At 46.4% G+C, this 23506-nt stretch carries 17 protein-coding genes; 2 read left to right on the top strand and 15 right to left on the bottom strand.

All coding sequences use genetic code 11. The features are described from left to right. Positions 1–81: 81 nt before the first annotated feature. Positions 82–1251: a molecular chaperone DnaJ gene (gene dnaJ / locus FHW36_RS07515; RefSeq protein ID WP_145664805.1), complete on the top strand. Its 1170-nt coding sequence runs from the start codon at positions 82–84 to the stop codon at positions 1249–1251. A gap of 67 nt (positions 1252–1318) precedes the next feature. Next, positions 1319–2260: a class I SAM-dependent methyltransferase gene (locus tag FHW36_RS07510; protein ID WP_145664802.1), complete on the top strand. Its 942-nt coding sequence runs from the start codon at positions 1319–1321 to the stop codon at positions 2258–2260. Between the two features lie 2 nt (positions 2261–2262). Here the strand turns inward: FHW36_RS07510 and FHW36_RS07505 are convergent, their stop codons facing one another. From FHW36_RS07505 to tgt, 15 genes are all read right to left on the bottom strand, one after another. Then, positions 2263–4008, bottom strand: a complete 1746-nt coding sequence (locus FHW36_RS07505) for a vWA domain-containing protein (protein ID WP_145664799.1) — start codon at positions 4006–4008, stop codon at positions 2263–2265. Between the two features lie 47 nt (positions 4009–4055). After that, complete coding sequence (hpt, locus tag FHW36_RS07500; protein ID WP_145664796.1) at positions 4056–4598, bottom strand: hypoxanthine phosphoribosyltransferase; 543 nt, start codon at positions 4596–4598, stop codon at positions 4056–4058. 53 nt (positions 4599–4651) lie between these two features. Further along, positions 4652–6115, bottom strand: coding sequence for a glucosaminidase domain-containing protein (locus FHW36_RS07495; protein ID WP_145664793.1), 1464 nt, complete (start codon positions 6113–6115; stop codon positions 4652–4654). Between the two features lie 24 nt (positions 6116–6139). Further along, positions 6140–6781 (bottom strand): O-methyltransferase, encoded by a 642-nt coding sequence (locus tag FHW36_RS07490; protein ID WP_145664790.1) that lies wholly within the window; start codon positions 6779–6781, stop codon positions 6140–6142. 224 nt (positions 6782–7005) lie between these two features. Then, positions 7006–7704, bottom strand: coding sequence for an LOG family protein (locus FHW36_RS07485; protein WP_145664787.1), 699 nt, complete (start codon positions 7702–7704; stop codon positions 7006–7008). A 494-nt stretch (positions 7705–8198) separates the two neighbouring features. Further along, positions 8199–9329, bottom strand: coding sequence for a TIGR03364 family FAD-dependent oxidoreductase (locus tag FHW36_RS07480; protein ID WP_145664785.1), 1131 nt, complete (start codon positions 9327–9329; stop codon positions 8199–8201). A gap of 21 nt (positions 9330–9350) precedes the next feature. After that, positions 9351–10028, bottom strand: coding sequence for a phosphonatase-like hydrolase (locus FHW36_RS07475; protein ID WP_145664782.1), 678 nt, complete (start codon positions 10026–10028; stop codon positions 9351–9353). Between the two features lie 210 nt (positions 10029–10238). After that, a complete protein-coding gene (locus FHW36_RS07470) occupies positions 10239–10832 on the bottom strand; it encodes a hypothetical protein (protein WP_145664779.1) in 594 nt (197 codons plus the stop codon). Positions 10833–10892: 60 nt separating this feature from the next. Next, positions 10893–12302, bottom strand: coding sequence for an FAD-binding oxidoreductase (locus FHW36_RS07465; RefSeq protein ID WP_145664776.1), 1410 nt, complete (start codon positions 12300–12302; stop codon positions 10893–10895). 47 nt (positions 12303–12349) lie between these two features. Continuing rightward, positions 12350–13372 (bottom strand): PorP/SprF family type IX secretion system membrane protein, encoded by a 1023-nt coding sequence (locus tag FHW36_RS07460; RefSeq protein ID WP_145664773.1) that lies wholly within the window; start codon positions 13370–13372, stop codon positions 12350–12352. A gap of 6 nt (positions 13373–13378) precedes the next feature. Then, entirely contained in the window at positions 13379–17086 is a 3708-nt protein-coding gene (locus FHW36_RS07455) for a DUF7948 domain-containing protein (protein WP_145664770.1), read from the bottom strand. Between the two features lie 189 nt (positions 17087–17275). Beyond that, a complete protein-coding gene (gene recG, locus FHW36_RS07450) occupies positions 17276–19369 on the bottom strand; it encodes an ATP-dependent DNA helicase RecG (RefSeq protein ID WP_222429028.1) in 2094 nt (697 codons plus the stop codon). 105 nt (positions 19370–19474) lie between these two features. Beyond that, positions 19475–20800 carry a citrate (Si)-synthase, eukaryotic gene (locus FHW36_RS07445; RefSeq protein ID WP_145664765.1) on the bottom strand — a complete coding sequence of 442 codons (1326 nt, stop codon included), beginning with the start codon at positions 20798–20800 and terminating at the stop codon, positions 19475–19477. A gap of 387 nt (positions 20801–21187) precedes the next feature. After that, positions 21188–22267 carry an LptF/LptG family permease gene (locus tag FHW36_RS07440; RefSeq protein ID WP_145664762.1) on the bottom strand — a complete coding sequence of 360 codons (1080 nt, stop codon included), beginning with the start codon at positions 22265–22267 and terminating at the stop codon, positions 21188–21190. Between the two features lie 38 nt (positions 22268–22305). Further along, entirely contained in the window at positions 22306–23436 is a 1131-nt protein-coding gene (gene tgt, locus FHW36_RS07435) for a tRNA guanosine(34) transglycosylase Tgt (protein ID WP_145664758.1), read from the bottom strand. Positions 23437–23506 lie beyond the last annotated feature (70 nt).

The following is a 23506-nucleotide window of genomic DNA, read 5'->3' as shown; positions in this document are numbered from 1 at the left end:
GATGATTGCCTATGCTAAGCTGACATATTTTTTACCGAACAAAAAGCTGGTGCTTTGCACCAGTATTAAGTGATTATTATAATGTCTACCAAGAGAGATTATTACGAAATACTGGTTGTTGCCAAATCGGCCTCTCAGGATGAAATCAAAAAGGCTTACCGTAAAGTAGCCATGCAATATCACCCTGACCGCAACCCAAACAACAAAGAGGCCGAAGAAAAGTTCAAAGAGGCAGCTGAAGCTTATGAAGTATTGAGCGATCCCGATAAAAGGGCGCAATACGATCGCTTCGGCCATGCTGGTATGAATGGCAACCGTGGTGGTGGATTTGGTGGAGGCGGTATGAACATGGATGATATCTTCTCCAACTTCGGTGACATATTTGGTAATGATGATATTTTCGGCAGCTTCTTCGGCGGCGGTGGACGTGGCGGTGGTGGAAACCGCCGTGGACGCGGTACCCGTGGCTCCAATCTCCGGGTAAAAATTCGTCTTACCTATGAAGAAATCGCCAAAGGCGCCAACAAAAAAATCAAAGTAAAAAAATATGTACCCTGCCAGCATTGCGGTGGCCTCGGTGCAAAAGATAAAAACGCATTCCAGTCCTGTAATACCTGTGGCGGTTCCGGCCAGGTAAGAAAAGTGACCCAAACTTTCCTGGGACAAATGCAGACGGTAACTACCTGCCCTACCTGCCATGGTGAAGGCCAGATCATTACCAGCAAATGCGGCCACTGTAAGGGAGAAGGCCGTATGTATGGCGAAGAAATGGTGAGCATCGACATCCCGGCAGGCGTACAGGAAGGCATGCAACTGAGTATGAGCGGTAAGGGTAATGCCGGCGAAAGAGGCGGCGCTCCTGGCGACTTACTCATCCTGATCGAGGAAGAACCTCATCCGGAACTGCAACGCGATGGACTCAATGTAGCATATGATCTCTACATTTCCTTCCCCGACGCAGTATACGGCACTTCCCTGGAAGTACCTACCATTGATGGTAAAGCCAAAATTAAAATCCCTGCCGGCACACAAAGCGGTAAAATATTCCGCCTGAAAGGCAAAGGATTCCCTTCTGTTAATTCCTATGAGAAAGGCGACCAGCTGATTCATGTGAATGTATGGACACCGCAGACGGTGACCGCAGAAGAAAAAGAAATGCTCGATAAATTACAGTCCTCCGATAACTTTAAACCCAATCCTGAAAAGTCTGAAAAAGGATTTTTCGAAAAGGTTAGAGATATCTTCAGCTGAGGATAAATATTATTTTTAGTAAAGGGGAATGCCGTTGGCGTTCCCCTTTGTTTTCATAAAAGTACCCATGAGTTCCAAACTGCAGATGTTCGAAAACCGGTTGACGAAAGTTTACCGGCATATTTCCAAGCTGGCCAGACGGCAACATATTACCTGTTACCGGGTATATGATGACGATATTCCTGAATTCCCCTTCAGCATAGAGATCTATGAAGATCATGTATACATTGCCGAATATAACCGCAAACACGGTATGGAAGAAGAGGCACATGAAGCCTGGTTGGACAGCTGCCTGGAATTGATCAGTAAAGTACTGGAAATACCGCCTGGTAAGATCTGGGTAAAGCAACGCCAACGCAAGGAAAACAGGCAAAGCCAGTATGAAAAGCTGAGCATAGAAAGTCATATAATGACGGCCCACGAAGCAGGACTACAGTTTAAAGTAAACCTTTCCGATTACCTCGATACCGGCTTATTCCTCGATCACCGCATTACCCGTGGTATGGTCAGGGACGAAGCCAAAGACAAAAAAGTACTAAATCTCTTCTGTTATACGGGCTCCTTTTCGGTGTATGCAGCCGCTGGCGGCGCTACGGAAGTTACTTCAGTCGACCTGTCGAAAACCTACCTGGCCTGGGCAGAAGAAAATATGCGGCTCAATGGATTTGACAGCCCTCAGCATACTTTCGTTCATGCAGATGTACTTCAATACCTGGATACCCTTAAACTAAATACGTACGACATGGTCATTATAGACCCTCCTACGTTCTCCAATAGTAAGCGTATGAAGGATTTCCTGGATATCCAGCGCGATCATGTGGACTTACTGAATAAAGTATTGCTGGCCACCAAAAAGGACGGCGTAGTATATTTCAGTAATAACTATCGCAGGTTTATACTGGAATCAGATAAGATCAATGCCAGCAGTATTAAGGATATCACCAATCAAACTTTACCTTTTGATTTTCAGCAGAAGTTGATCCGGAAGTGTTACCGGCTGATCAAATAAGGTTAGTGCTTACTTTTTCGCAGCATTTTTATCATCTTCAAAAATTCTGCCCGGTCGTTGCCCTTATCGTTTCCCAATGCATCCCGGGCTATTTTCATCACCATGCCGGTATTTCCATTGCCGTAATACGACGACTTACGCAGGAGCATACCGAACAACGCTACCGACGCAGCGAAACGGCAATCCACGGAGGCATCTTCAAACTGGATCAATGTTGCCGGAATCGTACCCGGTAATGTGTTAATCGTTGTATCCTGCGGGTTGCGATAAGTAATATTTACATTGGCCAGCAGCGAATCTCCCGGTGGCACATGCTCCGCCGGCACAATTTCGTAGATCGCTACCGAACAATGTCCGCTGCCGATAATGCCACCGCCGTAATCTGTGCCGGTAGCGGTATCTACCGGCAACGTCTTATTTTCATAACCGATAAGTCTATACGCTTTTACCTGCGCCGGATTAAAACATACCTCCGATTGCACATCCCGGGCTACGGTAAACAGTGTACTGCCAAATTCACGGGCAAATATTTTATTGGCTTCTTCCAGGTTATCTATGTAGGCAAAATTGCCATTCCCCTTTCCTGATAAGGATTGCAGCTTGGAGTCCTTATAATTCTTCATGCCAAATCCAAGACAGGTAAGCAATACCCCACTTTCCTTTTCCTGGATAATAAGTTGTTCCATTTCTTCATCGCTGCTCTGGCCCACGTTAAAATCGCCATCTGTAGCCAGTATTACACGGTTATTGCCATTGGGAATATATTGTTGTGCGGCGATGCGGTAAGCCATCTTAATAGCGGCTTCACCAGCGGTAGCGCCACCGGCGGCAAGGTTATCGATAGCATTTAATATCTTTTCCTGCTGATCGCCGGGGGTGGAAGGCAAAATAATGCCTGGCTCACCGGCATAGGCTACAATGGCCACTCTATCTACCGGCCGGAGGTTATGTACCAGTATCCGGAAGGCAGCTTGCAGCAAAGGCAATTTATTAGTAGTGCCCATAGATCCGGACACATCTATCAGGAAAACGAGGTTGCAGGCAGGCAGACTGTCGGTAGCCAGGGCCTTTGCGCGGATAGCTACCTGTAACAGGCGGTGCTTGTCCTCCCAGGGACAGGTGGTATAATGGCTATACATGGCAATGGTGTTGCCGGCTGCAGGCAATGGGTAATCATACTGGAAATAATTGACCATTTCTTCGATACGCACAGCGTCTACAGGGACCGCTTCTTTCAACCGCAGGAAGCGACGGATGTTGCTATAGGCGGCGCGGTCTACATCGATGGCAAAAGTAGATACCGGGCGAGTAGCTGTGCGCACAAACTTATTCTCATAAGTGGCGCCATAAGTTTCATTGTAAAAGGAATGGGTGCCCATGCCCACATTGCCGTAGTTGGGGTTGCTGCTATGCAGCATTTTAGACCGGGCTTTGGCCATGGCAACAGGGTCCGTATCTTTTCGTGCAGGCGGTAACGTTATTAACAGCCGGTCGTATTTAGTCACCTTTACCTCTTTGGGAAGATAACCGGCTTGTGTAAACAACAGTGTAGCAGTTGTTGCAGGGATGGCTATTTTAAAAAGACCGAAAGCGTTAGTGATTACCTGTGTGGTGTCGTTTACCACCTTCACTACCACGCCGGAAACAGGGCGATGTGATATACTGTCTTCGACTGCTCCCGATACCCAGATTGTTTGCGCTTGCAGTCCTCCACCCCATAATAATAAGAGTAAAAGGAACTTAGGCATGTATTAAGTTAAGATTTTTTCCGGGCAGTTGCCCGGAAAAAATAATACTATTCTGCTCCCACCAGCTGATAGATTTCCGGCAGGTTGCGGCCCAGGCCATCGTAGTCGAGCCCATAGCCCAACAGGAATTTATTGGGAACGGAGAAGCCCAGGTAATCTATTTTGATGGGATGCACCATCGCTTCCGGCTTGGTGAGCAGGGAAGCCACAAGTAATTTCTTAGGTTGCTGATGTTCCAGCTGTGGCAGGAACTGGCTCAGGGTTTTACCAGTATCCACGATATCTTCCAGGATTACCACGGTACGACCAAAGAGGTCTTCATCCAGACCGATAGCCTGTACTACGTTCCCGGTAGATTTAGTGCCTTTGTAGGAGGCCAGCTTAATAAACGATATTTCCGCCTCGATATTCAGGTACTTAAATATGTCTGCGGCAAACATAAAGGAGCCGTTGAGGATGGCAATAAACAAAGGGCGCTCTCCCTTCAGATCTTCATTAATTTGTTCGGCCATTTCTTTAATACGCTGCTGCAGCGTTACTGCATCGATGTAAGGCTCGAACTGTTTGTCATGCACCTTGATTACTGACATAATACTTCTACATTTCCATATTTAACAAATATAAGCAGGAAAAGGATCACTGCTTATTTATTCACGAGCAGGCGTTGCCCGATTTTTATATCGTTGCCCTGCAAATTATTCCATTCCTGTAACTGGGCAATAGACCGGTTGTACATTTTTGCAATGCCATACAATGTTTCCTTGGGTTGAACATCGTGGTATTGCAGTCCTCCCCTGGATGCGGGGGCAGGAGCCGGTTTGGCGGTTACCGGGGTGGGAGCCGGCGTTTGTGGCAGGGTGGCCTTTGGCGCTGTGGCAGCTGCACCGGAAGTGGTTACCTGGCCGGCTTTTTTCAGGTCTTCTACCATTGCAACCGGAATGCCGCCCGGCTGCTGGGCAGCGGGTTTATTTTCCGGTGTAGCACTCGCTCCGGAGGTTTTAGCTACTTCTTCTTTAATACCTTCTATTGCTTTACGTGGAGAAAAATCTTCCGGTGGTTCCTGATCTTCTTCTTTCAGTACCCGGGTATTTTTGGCCAGGCGGGGCGCATTGGAAGCAAAACCATCAAGGGTTAAACGCTGTCCGGCAGCTGGTTCCTCTCCTTCGTTCATTTTATTGCGCCTGCGTAACCATCTGAGCTGGATACCTTCTGCCTGCGCTACGTCATGCATTGTTTCTCCATTTACCACAGGGTGAAACTCTTTACCGCCTCTTTTACTTTTCTTCTGTAAAAAAACAATCATATCCCTGGTAGGAGAATTATCGTTATCCAGGTCGTTGAAACGTACCAGTTTACGGAGGCGTTTATTGTATTGATCCGCCACTTTTATCAGGGAGGTACCCGCCTTTACAAATACGGCTTTCCGGCCATTGATCTCAAAAATACCTTTGGGATAGTTACCGGTCTGTTGTTTGTTGTGCGTATTATGATGGGCTCTGCTACCGGAGGAGCGGGGTTCTGCATTAGGCGTTACCTCAGCATAGGAGGCTTTATCGAAAAATCCATCTCCGGCACCAGGCGTCATTTTACCCATAGCAATCAGCGAGTATTGCTGCAGGTTATAATCTTCAATTACTTTTATCAGTTGCTGGGGATATGTTTTATTGGTAGCATATCCAGCTTGTTTCAGGCCGAAGGCCCATGACTTATAATCATCTCCATCAAACTGGAAGAGGAAGGCATAACGGGGGTTGCTGTGCAAAAAATCGGAATGGTCCCTGTAAGACTCAGCTGCGGAGTCGTATACACGAAAACACTCCTGGGCGGCATCGTCATCGTATTTGATGGTTTTACCAGTCCAGGTATTTTTACATTTAATACCGAAGTGGTTGTTTGACTGTAAACACAGGGTACCGTTGCCGGATTGTGTTTCTACAATACCCTGGGCCAGTTTAATGGCGGCGGGCACGCCTGAGCGGCGCATTTCCTCAATGGCTAAGTTTTTATAGGTAGCGATGTACTGCTGCGTGGTCATGGTTTGTGCCTGCAGTACGGTAACGAAGCCAATAAGAAAACTGACTACTAATAAGAATTTTCTTACTTGCATGTATTTTCGGATTTAATGGGCGTTTTATTTCTTCCTGATCATTAATACTCCATCGCGGATGGTCAGGAGTACCTGTTCGGCGCGGTCATCTGCCAGCACTTTTTCACAAAAATCAACCATTGCCTTTGCCTGGCGGCCCCGTTCACTTTCAGGCAACAATACCTGTCCATGATACAACACGTTATCTGCCAGGATAAAACCGCCAGGGCGCAGCTTTTCCCATACCAGGTCATAATATTGCTCATATCCGGCTTTATCGGCATCGATAAACACCAGGTCAAAAACTTCGTCCAGTTGTTCGATGATCTCAGCAGCCTTGCCTATGTGCATTTTAATTTTATGCGCATTCCCACTTGCCTCAAAATACTTCTGGCAAAGGGTTTCCAGCTCTTCATTCACATCTACGGTATGTAAGATACCGTCTGGGGTAAGACCTGCCGACAGGCAGATAGCGGAATATCCCGTGTAAGTACCCAATTCCAGGATGCGGCGGGGACGAACCATATAACTCACCATCCGCAGGAACTGCCCCTGTACTTGTCCGCTCAACATATGTGGCAACTCTACTTTCAGGTGCGTTTCCCTATTCAGTTTATACATCACTTCACTTTCCGGGCTGGTATACTTTTCTGAATAAGCCTCTACTGCCGCTGGTATGAGCTCCATATATTAAAATTTCTGCAAAGCTAAGGAAAAAGCAGAAAGTGGAAAGCAGAAAGCAAAAAGCTTTTACCGCGAATGAATGGGATATATCCCTGAAATAGCATGACCGACATATACTCATAAACGTTATTCACGGTGATTTTATTCTCACACTACATAATGTTCATAAGCACTCCTCTGTCTGCTATCTTTCTTCGCAGCAATAGCTTTTTGCTTTCTCTTTTTTGCTAGAAATTAGGCCGCAGCTTATTGGTAGTATAGAAAACCCGGAAATATTCCACCACTTCATCGGCGGTGTCGAATAACTGCAGGAGGTCCAGATCCTGGGGATTGATGTTACTTTCTTTTTCCATCATTACATTGCGGATCCACTCGAGCAAACCACTCCAGTATTCTCGTCCTACGAGCACCATAGGGGTTTCCTCCATTTTCTTGGTCTGGATAAGAGTTGCCACCTCAAAGAATTCGTCCATGGTACCGAAGCCACCGGGCATCATTACAAAGCCCTGGGAATACTTGGTAAACATGACTTTACGTACAAAGAAGTAGTCGAAATTCAGGGCGTTTTCCCGATCTATATAAGGGTTGGCCTCTTGTTCATGTGGTAATGTGATATTGGCGCCTACAGATTTTCCATGGGCTACCTGGGCGCCTTTGTTGGCGGCTTCCATTACGCCGGGGCCTCCACCCGTGATAATTCCAAAACCTTCATCGGCCAGCTTGGAAGCTATCTCCTGGGCCAGGTCGTAATAACGGTTACCCGGCTTCGTACGTGCCGAGCCAAATACGGATATACAGGGGCCTATTTTTGCCAGCTTCTCAAACCCCTCTACAAACTCCGCCATAATTTTGAAAATCTGCCAGCTGGAATGCGCTCTTGTTTCCGTCCAGTCTCTCTCTTTAAGATTCTTTATACTACTGTTCATACGATGACTAATTTTGAGCCAATAAACACTTTCCCGGCATATACGCGGGTGGTGTAATTTATACAATAATTAGGTTACTGTCATCTCATTAGAAACAAAAAAGCAGGTAACTATAAAGAAACCCGCTTTACATTTAACACGTTATGAACGTGCAGCAATGTTTGAAACATTGCTGCAGAAACGTTGCTAATGCTGGCAATTGAAATAAATATTGTTGAAAATTTTTCGAATGCTACTATCGTTTTATTCAACAGGTGTTCTCATAACGCTTAATCTGCATTTAATTTATTAATTATTTGAGCAATAACCTAATTTAAATTTATCCAGATTACACAAAGGTCATTTCCCGCAGAGACGCAAAGAAGCAGCGCAGCAAAGAGGAAGGATTGAAGCGAATTTCTAAGCCAGCAAAGGTTTTGCCGACTTAGAAATCCGTTTCAATCTTACGCTGAAATTCTCTGCTGCGCTGCTTCTTTGCGTCTCTGCGGGAAAAATTATAAACGGCCGGTTACTTCCTGCGCCAGGCCAAAGGATAAGGTCATCCCTGCACCACCCAGGCCATTGACGATCGCGACATTTTTCTCCGGAGAAAACACCAGGTCTGTTTGTCCATTGGTGAGTTTTGGATAAATGCCATGCCATTGTTCCTGGATCGTGTAAGCCGGTGCTTCCAGGAAGGTATGCATATACTTCAGGATCAGGTCATTGATAAACGCTTTATCAAATGGTTCGAAATCCGGACCATATTCATGAGAATCACCAATGGTTAATTCCCCGTCCCCGTTTTGAGAAACCAACAGGTGAATACCCCACTTTACGTAATCCGGCATTTCCTGCGCGTAGCGTTGTTTCAGTGGTTGCAGGGCTTTGCAGCTTTCAAAGGAGGCATAGTGACCCAGTGTTAAACCGGCACATAAAGCGGGACCCAGTTGCCAGTTGCCGGGTTGAGGAATAGTGCGCATCATCTGCAATTTGCACTTCTTCAGGGGTGCCTCCGCAAATGCAGCCGGGTACAGGGTTTCGAAATCCGCCCCGCTACACACAAACACTTTATCCACTTTCCATTTTTCATTCCTTGTTTCAATATAAGGCATACTAATACCGTTTACGGCGGTACCAAAACGTATGGTTACCTTCATTTTGTCTTCCAGATGCTTCGCAATGGCAGCACTGGCCTGGCGTGGATTTACCGTCATTTCGGTAGGACTCCATAATGCGCCTTTTAGTCCTGCTGTTTTGATCGCACTGGTATATTTTCCTACCTGGGCAGGGGTGAGTAGTTCACACAGATAACCATTTCCCGGCGCCGCCTGTGCAAACTCTTCCAGCACGGCCAGTTCATCCTGTTCGTACACGAGGTGCAGCGAACCTGTTTCCTGGCATTGTAATCCTGTAGCGGCTGCCAGCTCCTTCCAGGTAGCGCGGCTGCGCATAGCACGGTCATACATTTTACCGGCAGTTTGACCGATAGGCCATACCAATCCGAAGTTGCGGATAGAAGCACTGATGGCTTTACTGTTACGTTCAAATAAAACTACTTTTTTCCCCTGGGATGCCAGATGATAAGACATGGCCAAACCTACAATACCAGCGCCTATTACCGCTACATCTGCCTGTTGTTGCATGATATGAAAAGTATATAACGATTAAAAAATTGAAAGCAATTCATCCAGGGAAGCTACCAGGTGAGTATGAGGCCCTTTTTCCAGTTCTTCCCGGCTGTAAGCCCCGGTGGTAACGCCAATCACATAGCGGCAACCTGCGTTGGTACCTTCTTCCAGGTCGGAAGTGGTATCGCCGGTTTTAGCTACCGACTGAATACTGCGGATTTCCAGTTCTTCCATGATACGGTAAATCATATATGGATAAGGGCGGCCAAAAGGTACTTCATCACTCGTAGCTACCGCGTCAATTAATCCTTGCTGCTGCCAGCCTACTCTTTCCAGGATTACATTGGTGATGTCACGGTCAAAGCCCGTATCCAGCGCCACTTTGATGCCACGGGCCTTCAAAGCCGCAAATACAGCGGATACACCATCTTTTTCACGTACAGTGGGATGAGTGGCATAATGTGATTTCATATCAGCCACAAAACGGTCATGCAATTCATGAATGAAGGCCTCGTTGCTATGCCGGCCATCCTGGCGTAATTGCAGCAAACAGCGAATAGCATATGGTTTGGCATATCCCATCACTTCGTTTATTTCTTCCAGTGTTACTGTTACACCTGCCAGTTGCAGGGTATGCTGCAATACCTTGGCCACATTGGATTCATCTTGCAGGGTGGTGCCTGCAATGTCAAAAACAACTAATTGTATTCCCATCTTTCCTGATTTATTATGGCGCAAAGATAATCTCTATGTAAAATAAAGTTTAGCATTTATAAACATTTAACATGCGGATAATATACCTGCTGATCACCAGGGTTACCCCAGCCTGTCATAACAGCAGCATGATGCAAAACAAGAAGCCGGACCATCTTTTTTATCAGATGATCCGGCTTCTTGTAATATATCTCTCTAAAAAATAGTTGCTTAAAACCCTAAACCTGCTCCCACCCGGTATATCAGGTTACTGCGATAAGGCGAACGGGCATCCTGTATCACATCATATAATATAGAGATGCCGATGCCTACCCTGCCACCTACACTCTGGGTATAACCGGCGCCTACCAGCAAACTGGGCACACTGTAGTTGGTTTTATAAGTCTGTTTCATGTTGCTGCCATCATTAGCATACACAGTGGTAGACTGGGTAATAAAATTATACTCTGGCTGTATATGCACAAACACCATAGGTAAAGGATATACACGCCCCCATATACCGCCTCCGAAAATAGTATACTTATCACGGGAATAGGTGGTATTAGAATAGATATCACGGGAGCGGTATTGCCCGTACTGTGCATTCACGTTGATACCTGCTGCTATATAATCCGAAAAACGATAACCTACCAGGGGGGACACGTCCACATTGGTATAATCTCCAAACACCATTCCCAGTGAACCTCCCAACACCAGGCGGGAAGGGTCGAATCCCTTATGGGTCATGGTATCCGTTTTATAATACTGCGCATGCACCAGCTGCCCGGCAGCCAGCAGAAAAAAACATATCAGTAATCGTTTCATGTTCGGATGTATTAAGTTTGGTATTTGCCAGCAGGTTAAACTATCTGCCGGTAAAAAGGTTTAACAATCAAAAATTTTACCCCGGTTCAATATATTATTCGGGTCAAATATCTGCTTTATTTGTTTCATGAGGTGCATGGAAGTCTGATCGAAGATGATATCCATATAATTTTTCTGTACCAACCCAATACCATGCTCTCCGGAGATAGTACCGCCCAGTTGTTTCACCAGCTCAAAAATTTCACGTATACCTTCCTTGAGGGTACCATTCCATTGTTCTTCTGTGAGCTCGCCCCTGATAATGTTTACATGCAGGTTGCCATCACCGGCATGGCCGTAGCAAACAGAATGGAATCCGTACCGGTTCCCTATTTCCTTTACACCTTTCAATAGCACCGGTAATTCGGCCCGGGGTACTACCGTATCTTCTTCCTTGTAGATAGAATTGGCTTTCACGGCTTCCGCCACCCGGCGACGTAACTTCCAGAGTTCATCCTTTTGCTGAGAATCTTCTGCAAACAGGATTTCCCCGATATCAAAACCTTCCACTACACCGGCAATGCCCTCCATTTCCTGCATCAATACTTCAGGGTAGTTACCATCTACCTCAATCAGCAAATGGGCCTGGATATCGTCGTCAATCCTTACCGCGTTACTTTGCACATATTTTGTGACCCAATCCAAAGCATCCCTTTCCATAAATTCCATGGCAGAGGGTGTAAATCCTGCCCGGAAAATGGCGCTCACAGCAGCACAGGCGCTTTCTGCGGAACGGAAAGGCACCAGCATCAACAAATCATTTTTAGGCAACGGGATCAACCGCAACACGATTTTGGTAACAATACCAAGGGTACCTTCACTGCCTACCACCAGTTGGGTAAGATTATAGCCTGTGGCATTTTTCAAGACATTGGCGCCGGTCCAGATGATATCCCCATTGGGCAATACCATTTCCAGGTTTAAGACATAATCCTTTACCACGCCGTATTTAACAGCTTTTGGCCCTCCTGAATTTTCGGCAATGTTACCGCCTATAAAACAGGTTCCCCGGCTACTGGGATCAGGGGGATAAAACAATCCCTTTTCCTTTACGGCGTTCTGCAATTCTTCCGTAATAACGCCTGGTTCGGTGATTACCTGGAGATTTCTTTCATCTATCAGCTGGATGCGGTTAAAGCGCTCCATGGAGATGAGCACGCCGCCGTACTGGGCCAGGGCGCCACCACTGAGACCTGTACCGCCACCACGGGGCGTTACCGGCAGTAATGCCTCATTACATAACTGCATAATCCGGCTCACCTGTTCGGTCGTATCCGGCTTTACTACCACTTCCGGCAGGTAATGCAGGTCTTCGGTTTCATCCTGTGCATAACGGCTCATACTTTCCTCGTCGGCCAATACGTATTGCACTCCGGCTATTTCGCGTAATGCCGCAATATGGGCGGCAGTTACCTTATTAAACGTTGTCATAAAACAAAAGTAATCATAATGCCGGTTAGGTGGTAATATGGGTCTTGTTAAAATGAGGGGCAAATGGTGGATCGCCTTGCGTTGGAAAAGGTGCGGTTGGTATACAAACCGGTATATACAATACCTATTTCATAGGCTCCCCGGCGGTTGGTAGCAGCAGATAGTCCAGAAGTATTGATATCGTAGTTAAACATCAGCTTCAGCGCATTAATCTGGTATCCTACCAGGAAAATAGCAGCATCGTTTGCGCGGTAGTAGATACCGCCAAACAGCTGTTGTACACCATCGCCTGATAAGTTATATGCAGCATTTCCTCCCAACATAATTTCACGGGCGCCTGCCTGTGTGGAATAGTAGGCCGCAGGGTTGATAATCACTTTATCACTCATCTTAATGCTGGCGTTCAGAAAGCCGATGTAGCGTCGGGGTACTTTGTTGTTGCCATCAAAGAACGTTTCGCGGGGAGTGTTGATATGTTGAACGGAAAAACCGGCGTTGATATAAATATTGTCAGTAGGGAAATATGCATAGTTCATCCCCGCCTGCAAGTCGAAATAATTAATACTGCTTTGGGTAATTGGTTCACCGGTAGGTATCTGTGAGTCGAAGAACTTACCATTCCACTGATCGCCAAACGTCAGCTTACTGATATCTACTCTTTTGCCTGCGGAACCGGCATTAAATCCCAACGACAACAAGCTGCTTTGTCCCAGTAACTGATGATAGGCAATAGATGCATATGCTTTGGTAGAAGTAAGATTACCGGCTCCGGCAACATCCCTCAGCACTACGCCGCCCAGGCCCAACCAGCCATATTCCAGCCTGTCGCGGAATAGCTGAAAATCGCCATAAGCAGACATCGTTTTATACGGTACAGGAATGGTGGCCCACTGATCGCGGTAATTAATACCAATACGGTAATTCCCATCAGGAATAAAGCCTGTATTGGCAGGGTTGGTTGTCAGCGGTGAATTAAAAAACTGCGAAAAGTGGAGGTCTTGTGAAAAGCCGCTCACTGCAACAGTTAATAATAGCGCCAGACATGTTGATAATTTAACGATCTGATTCATGGCTCATCATCTTAACAAGGTTACACTTCCGGATCTGCTACCTTTGGTGCCGTCTGTAAACTCGAGGTTTACAATATAGGCATAAGCGTCCATTGGCTGAAGATTCCCCTTAAACCGGCCATCCCAGCCGATACGGGGATCTGAACTTTCAAATACCAATTGACCCCAGCGATTAAATATTTTAAGATTGAATTTGGTCGCTCCAAAAGCTTTTACATAAAAAATATTGTTCTTTCCATTCGGCGCAAAGGCATTGGGCACATCGAACAACGGCACTACAATAGCGCTTACCTCTTTACAGATAGTAGCGGCACAACCGGCCGAATTGATAGCTGTCAGGCACACGTTATAATTACCTGTTCTTAAATACTGGTGCGAAGGCGCTGCTACCGAAGTGGTATCTCCATCTCCAAAATTCCAGAGATAGTGTATCGCATCTTTGGAAGTATTGGTGAACTGCAATGGTGTATTTTCAACCGGCGTTACTGGTGTAAAAGTGAAACCTGCTGTAGGCGGCGGTACCACCATCACAGATTTTGTGATACTGTCTTTTTTATTACAGGTGTTGGGATCTTCTACCACCAGTTTAACATCAACATTACCGGGAATATTAAACGTATGTAATGGATAAGGATCTGTGGATGTTTTACCATCATCGCTGAAGGTCCACAGGAATGATTCTCCACCGAGGGTGGTATTATCCATTTGCATGGTAACACCCTGGCAAATAGTATCCGGCATAGTAAAAGCAGCTACCACGTTAATGGCTACACGCAATGGCCGCGTAACGGTTTGTGGCGCATTACAGAAGTTGGTATCCACCAACGTTAGGCTGGCGTTGTATATGCCTGCGGCTTTATAAAAGTGCATCACCGGCGTCATCATACCGGTGTATTGTAACGGACTCCCATCACCAAAATCCAGTATAAATGAGCTATCCCTGTATGGGCCGGAGGCAGGAGGAGGAAGCGGATTGGTAAAAGAGTATTTTAACTGGTCGCAGGGTTGCTCGCGTTTAGCCACCAGGTCAAACTTGGCTTCATTATTTCCCAGCTTTACATCGATGTAAGCAGTATCGGATCCGTTACAGCTGCTGGGATCGAACTTTACTACCCTGACGCGATAAGAACCAACCTTGCTAAACAGGTGTTTTACGGTATCCAGCTCCGGACCGCCGGTCAGCAGCGGGGAACCATCGCCAAAAGACCATTCATAGCTTTTGCCCGGGCGACCGGTCGTATCTACAAATGTAATTTCTTCTGGTGCACAATAGTTTTTACGGCGATCGAGCGTTTTGGCGCCTACTTTCACACCATCCAGGTTAAATGCTATTTTAAGCGCGCCAAAGTTACACCCACGCGGAGGCGTGCTGGAATAGGCGCCTGGCGTGGTAGGATATGCCGGTTTAAAACCCGACTGACTCACTTCGCACCAGGCACAAATACCCTGGTAGATAATCCCGTTTCTGTCGAACCGGCTGGTGCCTCCATCTACGTGTTCGTATAAACCATTTCCGCCAAAATAACTGCCATACAGGGGGGCAACGCCATCGCGCTGCAATACGAAGAAATAGAAGTCCATTCCATCTGTACTGCGCTGTAATGCGTCCGGGCTTACGTACATACCGAAGGTAGTAGAATTGGGATAGCCATCGCCCTGGTTAATTCCTCCTCCCCAGCCCGACACATATACATTCTCACACCGGTCTACCAGGAAAGCAGTAGGGGAAATATTGGGAGAAGATACCAGCGTTCTGCTTTTACCAAACGTAGTAGAATATATGAAATCAGATAAATCTGCTTTCAGCTTGGAAATAAACTGTAATCCGTTGCCATTGTAGTACGTGCTGGCCAGCAGTTTAACAGGCCAGGCTCCTTCGGTAGTGCCCATTACGTATACAAACCCCTTCTTATCGAGCTGAATACCATAGATCTGGTCAGCGGAAGGATCATCAGATCCAAGGAAGGTGCTTTGCAGGATGGACTGTCCGTCGTTGGTAATATGGGCGATAAAGCCATCACATACACCGCCACGATACGCCGTATATTTGGTGTTTCCTTTAATCGGGAAATCGCTGCTGGCGGTTCCGCCAGCTACATACAGGGTATTCATACCGTTTAACGCTATCACATAGCCTGCATCTTCTTTAGATCCTCCCAGGTAGGTAGACCATACCAGGTCCTGGCAGAGTGGATTTATTTTCATGACTACAGCGTCCTGCCCACCACCAAAGGTTGTTTGGAGCACGTTGCCCACTATAGGAAAGTCGGAAGAACGGGTACAGCTGGTCATGTAAATATATCCTGCGTCATCTATCACTACTTCACTGCGGGCATCATCGCCATAGTTACGTAACAGTACGCGGGCGCCGCCGGAACGCACATCGCTGATATTTACGCCGTCCTGGCCGGTACCGCCAATCACCAGCGATCCTATTATCTTGGTGGCGTCGGCATTCAATTTAGTAACTACAATATCCCATCCACCTCCGGGACCTTTCACCTTATCGCTGGGATAGTCGCGGGAAGTGGTTCTACCGGCTACCACCAGGTTACCATCCTTATCCACAAACAAGCTGTGAGGCTGGTCGGCTCCATTTCCACCCAGGTAGGTGGCATAAATCAATTTGTTCCCGGTGGGATTGAATTTGGAAATACCAATATCAAAACCTGTTTGTCCACCAGGGCCAATAAAAACGCTCTGCACTACGCCGGGTGTGGTAGGATAACCAGCGCCAAACACAATACCTCCTCCGTAAAAATTACCGGCATCATCGTAAGTAGCGGTAAAGCCCCAGTTATCGGCCCGGGAGCCGGATACGGTGGAGAAAACATAAATCGGGTCTATCACAAGCGGGTAGGCTGGGTTATAGTCACCTGAAATCTTGAATCCCAGTTTATTGCCATTCAGCTTATAGGCTACCTTTACGGTTATACGTTCATTGTTAACATATTGGTACGCAAAAGGCAACTGTTCTATCACATCTCCAACGGAGGTATGCACATACAGTTGTCCTTTTTTTATTTCCATACCGGTTGGGCCATCGTACTGCAACTGAATCTTGTCCGGGTTAGCGCCGGGATGAATGATCAGGTCGTATTTCAGCTGGGAGCCTTCTGAGTAAATATGTGCATCGATACCGGGATACAGGGAATTATAGTGAATACCCTGGAATGCTTTAACCCCGGCGGCCCATTTACTGCGATCGTTCCCGATAAAATAATTGCTTACCACATCCTGTTGTTTTTCCGGCACCATTTCCGGATTAGGGTTGGCATTCAGGAAAGTGATGTTATAGGCATGTCCTCTTACATCGGGGAAGCTTCCAGGCCTTGGAGGTGGCTTTTCGCCCCCGTTATCTCCCGGCGGGTGGGTGTCGGGTGTATTGGTGGAAGCATTGGATTTATTACTGAAATCGTTACGATGAATGTACTTGATAGAATCGGCCCGGTGGGAATGTCCATGTACTGCTTCATCCAGCGCCCACATATCATCCGGGTTATACATCAGGAACGTAAATCCGGTTTTCCTGAGAAAGACGGAAGCGCCATCAAACTCAGTTTTATAAATAACATCCGGGTTCCATTGTCCTTTGTTTTCTTTGAAATCCAGGGGAGTAAAATTCACAGGCCGTTGCTGCGCCAGAGCAATTCCTCCGGGAAGCAAGCAGAATATCATCCATCCAATAAGGCCGGTCGGGAAGGTAAATTTCAACGGGATCAGATTTATTTTATAGTTAAAAACCAATATAATACTATAAACGCAGAAGCCACTCAAATTGTTACGGTCCTGGAAAGCAGAAAGTGTTGAAAACGAAGAAAAACAGGTTAAACGGGATACAAGTGACTTACTACTTCAGCAGCTTTTTGCTAACGCTTCATCAATTAATAAACGTTAAAATACTCAGGAAATTTTACTCCATGCGGATTTACTTCGCTGGGCGGCTAAAAAATCTTTTAATGCCTGATTTTCAGGCAACAGCAAATCGGTGTCTTCGGACAGTATTTTCTCCGCGCTGGCCCGGGCAGCATCCAGGATAGGTTTATCGGCTACAATATCGGCCAGTTTAAAGTCGAGCACCCCGCTTTGCCGGGTTCCTTCAATATCGCCGGGCCCCCTGAGTTCCATGTCTTTTTCGGAAATAATGAACCCATCGTTGGTTTGTACCATCACGTTGATACGTTCTTTGGAGTCCTGGCTGAGTTTATTGCCGGTCATGAGTATGCAGAACGATTGTTCAGCGCCACGCCCTACCCGTCCTCTCAGCTGGTGCAACTGTGACAGGCCAAAGCGTTCTGTGCTTTCAATCACCATTACAGAAGCGTTGGGTACGTTCACTCCCACTTCAATCACCGTGGTGGCCACCATGATATGTGTATCGCCGGTAACAAAGCGCTGCATGTTGGTCTGGCGCTGGTCTGCCGGCTGTCGGCCATGTACCATACTGATATAAAACTGCGGTTCGGGGAAAAAGGCTTTTACTTCTTCATACCCTTTCATCAGGTTTTCATAGTCCAGTTTTTCCGAGTCTTCAATCAGGGGGTATACAATGTATGCCTGCCTGCCTTTCTTTATTTCTGTTCTGATAAAATCCATGACCTGCGGCCGTTGATACTCCGTACGATGCACGGTGGTAATGGGTTTACGTCCGGGAGGCATTTCATCAATTACAGACACATCAAGGTCGCCGTAAATAGTCATCGCCAGTGTTCTTGGGATAGGCGTTGCCGTCATGACGAGGATGTGCGGCGGTATATGATTTTTTTCCCATAGGCGTGCCCGTTGTGCCACCCCAAAGCGATGTTGTTCATCCACAATGGCCATTCCCAGGTTTTTAAACTGTACTTCTTTTTCCAGCAGGGCATGTGTTCCCACCAGTATGTCGATGCTGCCATCGAGTGCGCCCTCCAGTATTTTTTTCCGGGCTTTTCCTTTGATGCTGCCAGTCAGCAGGGCAACGTTTACGTCCATGCGTTCCAGTAATTCCGCGATGCCCTTGAAATGTTGCTGGGAAAGGATTTCTGTAGGTGCCATCAAACAAGCCTGGAAACCGTTGTCTTTAGCGAGCAGCATGGTAAGCAAAGCTACCATGGTTTTGCCGCTGCCTACATCACCCTGCAGCAGGCGGTTCATTTGTCGCCCATGCATGGTGTCGGTCCTGATTTCCCTTAATACCCTTTTTTGTGCGCCGGTTAAAGAAAAAGGCAGATGCTGGTTGTAGAATTCATTAAATGAATCGCCTACGGCTCCAAATACATATCCCTGTGATTGCTTGTGCCGCTTCAATTTCAGCCGGCAGATACGTATCTGTGCAATGAATAATTCTTCAAATTTCAGTCGCCTTTGCGCCAGGCGCGCTTCGTCTTCATTGGCCGGGAAATGTATTTTGAAATATGCCAGGGACCTGGGCATCAACCGGTACTGCTGCAATACATCCAAAGGAATATTTTCCCGGATTTCGAGCGGCGATAGCTGTTCCAGCAAGTTTTTAGTGAGCTTTCCTATAGCCTTCGCCGTTAGTCCGCGGGCTTTCAGCTTTTCGGTGGTATAATATACCGGTTCGAGAAATTGTTTACCGGTAGCAATTTCCTCTGTGAGCAGGTCCATCTCAGGATGTGCCAGCTGGGTAACGCCATTGAATACGGAGATACGGCCATATACCAGGTAGGCCACATTTTCCCGCAGCGATTTCTGCATCCATTGCCAGCCCTGGAACCATACCAGGTCGATGGTACCCGTTTCATCGCGGAAAGTGGCTACCAGCCTTTTCGACCTGTTCTCTCCCATCACCACCATATTGATAATCTTTCCACGAATCTGCACAAAATCTTCATACCCGCTCAGGGAAGCAATTTTGTCGATCTTGGTGCGATCTACATACCGGAAGGGAAAATACTGGAGCAGGTCTCCAAAGGTATATACCTTGATTTCTTTGCGGAGCAGTTCACCCTTCTGCGGGCCCACTCCCTTCAGGTATTCAATTGGATTGGATAATATGGCGGTAAAAGTAGAAATGGTTTACGCTTTTAGTGAATGACAAAAATAAAAAAGGCAAATGGTAAAAATTCACCACTTGCCTTTTTTAGTAAAAAACAATTATAACTATTCGGCTACTGCATCTACTTTACCTTCTACAAACTGCTTCATCCACTCGGTGGTAACAGATTTTGGTCTTTCCAGGGAAAGTCCCAGTGCTCTGTCCCAGCAAAGAGAAGCGAGTACGCCCAATGCGCGGGATACGCCAAACAATACGGTATAGAATTCATATTCCACCATACCATAGTGTACCAGCAATGCGCCGGAGTGAGCATCTACGTTAGGCCATGGGTTTTTTACTTTACCCAGGTCCTGCAGAATGGGCGGTACTGTTTCGTATACAGTCCACACAATTTTCACCAGCTCATCGTTTGGAAGGTGTTTCTTGGCAAATTCCATCTGTGCAGTAAAGCGCGGATCTGTTTTACGTAATACTGCGTGTCCATAACCCGGTACTACTTTACCTTCGGAAAGTGTTTTCTGAACATAGGCTGTAATTTGCTCTTTGGTAGGCACGCCACCACCCAGTTCTTCACGCATCTGGAGTATCCATTTGATTACTTCCTGGTTAGCCAAACCGTGTAAAGGACCGGCCAGACCGTTCATACCGGCAGCGAATGATAAATAAGCATCGCTGAGGGCAGAACCTACCAGGTGCGTCGTGTGTGCACTCACGTTACCACCTTCATGATCGGCGTGAATCACCATATACAGGCGCATCAGTTCTTTAAATCCTTCATCGGAATAACCCAGCATATGTGCAAAGTTACCTGCCCAGTCGAGCATGCCGTTAGGCTGTATATGTTGGCCACCTTTATATTTACGACGGTATACATAGGCTGCAATACGCGGTAAACGTGCAATGAGGTTCATAGTATCCTCATAGGTGAAACTCCAGTAATCTTTTTTGTTCATTCCTTCCGCATATTCGTGTGCGAAAGAAGATTCTGTTTGTAATGCCATGATACCCACGTTGAACATGGTCATCGGGTGAGTAGTGATAGGCAATGCATCAATAGCAGCGAAAACGTGATTAGGTACATGAGAACGACGGCCCCACATGCTGGAGAGATATTGAACATCTGCTTCCGTAGGCAGTTCACCGATCAGCATCAGGTAAAATAAACCTTCCGGTAATGGTTCAGCACCTCCCGGCGCTTTGGGTAAATGTTCTCTTAACTCCGGAATAGAATATCCACGAAAGCGAATCCCTTCGTTGGCATCCAGTAAGGAAGTTTCAGTGACTAACCCGGTAATACCACGCATACCTTGGTAAACCTGCGCCAGTGTTACATCTTCAATTTTTTTGTTACCGTGATTCTTTACCAGATCTTTTACTTCAATGTTAAGTTCATCTGCTTTAACCTTGAATTTCTCTTTTATGTACCCCATTTTACTGCTATTGTTATTAATGAAAACAAAATCGATCAATAGTCAAAAGTAATGATTTGTTAACGAAGTTACCACCATTTTGTGGTATTTAATGCCAAATTAACAACGGTGAATAAGCGTTGCCGCAAAGCAATAAGGGCGCAGTAATACATTATAATATATTAATAATAAATTATTTAGATAGCTTAAATAAATTATATTTATATAGACGTTAAAGAAATGTAAAATTTTCAGAATGAATTGAAAATTTTGAAAGAAAAATCGGCAGAAAATAATGTCTGCCAGAGCGGCATAAGCGACGTTGAATTTTTACGGGGCCCTTTTATATAAAACAAAAGGTTGTATCTTTTTCTTGATACAACCTTTATAAACTCGTTGAAACCGGTATCATTTGGGCGCCCGGCGATACAGGTAAAAGGCGAACCCTCCGAATATAAAATTGGGGATCCACACTGCCAGCAAAGGATCCAGGTCGGCCTTCACAGAAAACACGGTAGCAAACTGAAGGAAGATGATATAACTTGCGCTGATCACAATGCCCAGGGCCAGGTGTAATCCACTTCCTCCCCTTACTTTTTTGGCAGCGATAATGCCTCCGATCAGCGTCAGTACCACTACAGCAAAGGCGGCCGCCGTTCTCCGGTAATATTCTACCCAATAAGTATTTAATCCTTCTGATCCGCGGATGCTTTCACGTTTGATAAACTTTCTCAGGTCTGGGGTGGTCATCGCTTCCTGCAGGTTCTTTTCATCTACCAGGTCTTTCGGCAGCAGGGCAATCTTCAGCATCGTATCCTGCTTATTACTCCACTGTTCTTTTAAGCCATTCATGGTACGCATGGTTACATAGTCCAACCGCCACTTTTTGGTAGTGGAGTCCCAGGTAATCCTGTCGGCCTTCATTTTGAACGACATGGTCTGCTTATTTACGGTAGACAGCACAAAGTTACTCCCGCTCTTATAGTTAGGGTCGTAACTGCCAAAGGTAACGTACGTAAAACTATCGATGCGGGTAGTACGGTTGTACTGTGCCTTTTCATCGTCGTGACTATGCAGGTATTTGTTTTCAAAAGTGGTGCGGATGCGGTTGGCATTGGGTACCACCCAGTAGTTGGCCAGCCAGAGTATACCGCCAAACAGGAAAGCTCCCATCCAGTAAGGGCGCAGAAACCGGCGAAAACTGACGCCTGAAGCCAGGATGGCGATAATCTCCGAGCGATACGCCATCTTGGAAGTAAAAAATATAACCGACAGGAATATAAACAGCGGGAATAATAACGCCAGGATATGTGGAATAAAACCAAAATAATAGTTCACTATAATTTCATGCAGCGACAGGTGATGCTTCATGAAATCATCTATTTTTTCCGTGGTGTCGATCACCACGGAAATCAATAGGAATATCATCAGGGAGTAAATGAAAGTACCTATGAGCTTGCGTAAAATATACCAGTCAATCTTAGTCATGACCCCAAAGATATTAGTTTATTTTATAGTCCGAACTTTTACAGGCGTGTTTTCAGCTGTTGCACCATTCCTGTTTTCCAGGTAGCAAAAGTACCTGCCAGTATTTGTTTACGGGCTTCCTGTACCAGCTCGAGGTAGAATGCCAGGTTGTGAATACTGGCCAGCGTCATTCCGAGGATTTCCCCGGCTACAAACAGGTGGCGCAGGTAAGCGCGGGAATACCGGCTGGTAGCAAAACAGGGGCTGTTTTCATCTATCGGACTAAAATCGGTGGCCCATTTTTTATTACGGATGTTCATCACCCCATTCCACGTGAAAAGCATGCCATTTCTACCGTTGCGGGTAGGCATTACGCAATCGAACATATCTATCCCCAGGGCAATATTTTCCAAGATATTCCATGGCGTGCCCACTCCCATCAGGTAACGGGGCTTGTCGGATGGCAATACTTCACATACCAATCCACACATTTCATACATATCTTCTTCCGGCTCGCCCACGCTCAACCCGCCAATAGCGTTACCGGCACAGTTGCGGGAAGCAATAAATTCGGCCGAAGCCTTACGGAGATCTTTATAGGTACTGCCCTGTACAATAGGGAACAACGTTTGTTCGTGACCGTAAGCCGGTTGGGTATCGCTCAGGCGCTGGATACAGCGATCGAGCCAGCGGTGCGTGAGTTCCATCGACTTGCGCGCATAGCGGTATTCAGACGGATAAGGCGGGCACTCGTCAAACGCCATAATAATATCAGCGCCGATAGTGCGCTGGATATCCATTACATTTTCAGGGGTAAAAAGGTGACGGGAGCCATCAATATGGGATTGAAACACCACTCCTTCTTCCTTGATTTTACGGTTGGCCGCCAGGGAAAATACCTGGTAACCACCACTATCTGTGAGGATAGGCCGGTCCCAGCCGTTGAATTTATGGAGTCCTCCTGCCTGGGATAATACTTCCAGGCCTGGTCTTAAATATAAATGATACGTATTCCCCAGGATAATCTGGGCCTGCACATCAGCCCGCAGTTGTTCCTGTGTCACCGCTTTTACACTGCCAACAGTGCCAACGGGCATAAAAATGGGCGTTTCTATTTCGCCATGGGCGGTGGTAATTTTCCCGGCCCGGGCATTGCTGCCACTATCTGTAGTTATCAGTTCAAAATTCACGCAACAGTATTTCAGGCCGCAAAGATAAGGTAAAGCTTAAAGCGGAAAGCAGAAAGCAAAAAGCTATTGA

The organism is Chitinophaga polysaccharea, from assembly GCF_007829335.1.
GTDB classification, from domain to species: Bacteria; Bacteroidota; Bacteroidia; order Chitinophagales; family Chitinophagaceae; genus Chitinophaga; species Chitinophaga polysaccharea_B.
This window is presented reverse-complemented; position numbering and strand designations above follow the sequence as displayed.